We start from the raw sequence: 1,407 nt of genomic DNA, 5'->3' as shown, positions 1-1,407 counted from the left end.
AATCACTTGACTAGCAGGGCTTACTGATATATTTAATTAACTTTCGTTATAATTGGTTAAATAAATCGTAACAGTTAATTACCCTTCTCGTTGTATTGTAATCATATTAATCATTATATTAAGTATAATGGATGAAATTAAAAAATTGAAATTAATTCTCACCTCAATCTCATCAGAAAACCTACTACCACTTGTGCAAAAACAAATAGTTCATTATCCTTAAAATATAATCTCATTCGCTCGGAGGGAACTATGTTACAAAAATTCGGTTTCTCACAATATGAAAGCCAAGCTTACGAAGTTGTCGTATCAAGCAACGAGCCATTAGATGCTACAACGATTGTAAAGCATTCTGGCGTTCCAAAAGCAAAAATATATGAAGTGCTAGCACGCCTGATTGATAAAGGAATGGTAATGGATTCTGTTTCAGAGAAGAAAAAGATGTATACAGCATTACCACTCAAGCTAGCAATTGAAAAATTAACGACAGAATTCCAATCCAATATTAAAGAATTAGAGACAACTATATCAAAAAAATCATTTACAGATGACCGTGTGTGGAGCTTAAAAATGCAATCTTCTATTCGCGTTCAAAGTAAAGAGCTCATCGAAAGTGCAAAAGAATCGATTCGCATTTCGGCTTGGAACGATACTCTTTTAGAATATCTTCCGTTACTAGAAGAAAAAGCAAAACAAGGCGTCCAAATTGAGTCTCTTATAGTTGGAGAAGTAGAAACGAATTTAGAAAACATGCATTTTCTAATTCCAGCTGAAGAGCCTAACGCATTAGAGCGCTATTTACTGCTCATCGTTGACGACCGCGAAATTTTATTTGCTGGTGTAGAGCAAGAGTCATGGCAAGCAATGAAAACAATGTCACAACCTTTCGTAAAGTTCTTTACAGAATTTTTCTATCACGACGTTGCACTTGCAAAGATTACCCAGAAACACCATGATCTCTTTATGGAAGATGAGGAAATTAAGAGTTTGTTGATGAAGTTGAGATATTAAAAAAACGCCTCTATTACAAGGCGTTTTTTTCTACATTTCTTTTCTATTTTTCATCCTTAACACATAAGCACCAGCAATAATAAAAACAAGTCCTAAAACGGATAAAACCGTAAATTCATTGCCGACGCCGCCTGTAGCTGGTAATCGCACTTCATTATGAGTACTAGGTTGTTGCATCGGCTTCACATCAGCGGAAGGTTTCACTTCTCCATTTGGTGTTGGCTTATTTGGCTTAGAAGGAAGCGATGCCTTTTCTTCTTTCTTATTTTTCACAATATGTTTAATAATTTCTCCATCCTCTTTTATTTCAAATGCGAATGTCTCTTCATTTATTACATATCCATTTGGTGCTATTGTTTCTTTATACGTGTACTTTCCGTATGGTAGTTTGAATTT

At 34.7% G+C, this 1,407-nt stretch carries 2 protein-coding genes; one reads left to right on the top strand and one right to left on the bottom strand.

The window, feature by feature from the left end; translation table 11 throughout:
* Positions 1 to 252 precede the first annotated feature (252 nt).
* Complete coding sequence (locus PDK19_RS27190; RefSeq protein WP_270708207.1) at positions 253 to 1,011, top strand: TrmB family transcriptional regulator; 759 nt, start codon at positions 253 to 255, stop codon at positions 1,009 to 1,011.
* Between the two features lie 30 nt (positions 1,012 to 1,041).
* Here PDK19_RS27190 and PDK19_RS27185 read toward each other — a convergent pair.
* A partial coding sequence (locus PDK19_RS27185; RefSeq protein ID WP_270708206.1) for a SpaA isopeptide-forming pilin-related protein occupies positions 1,042 to 1,407 on the bottom strand: 366 nt, incomplete at its 5' end.

Origin of the sequence: Bacillus cereus group sp. BcHK124 (genome assembly GCF_027712065.1) — a bacterium.
Lineage (GTDB): Bacteria > Bacillota > Bacilli > Bacillales > Bacillaceae_G > Bacillus_A > Bacillus_A pacificus.
This window is presented reverse-complemented; position numbering and strand designations above follow the sequence as displayed.

Bases quoted from the DNA above. Each gene is read 5' to 3' on its own strand.
- PDK19_RS27190 (WP_270708207.1), top strand. From the start codon at position 253: ATGTTACAAAAATTCGGTTTCTCACAATATGAAAGCCAAGCTTACGAA.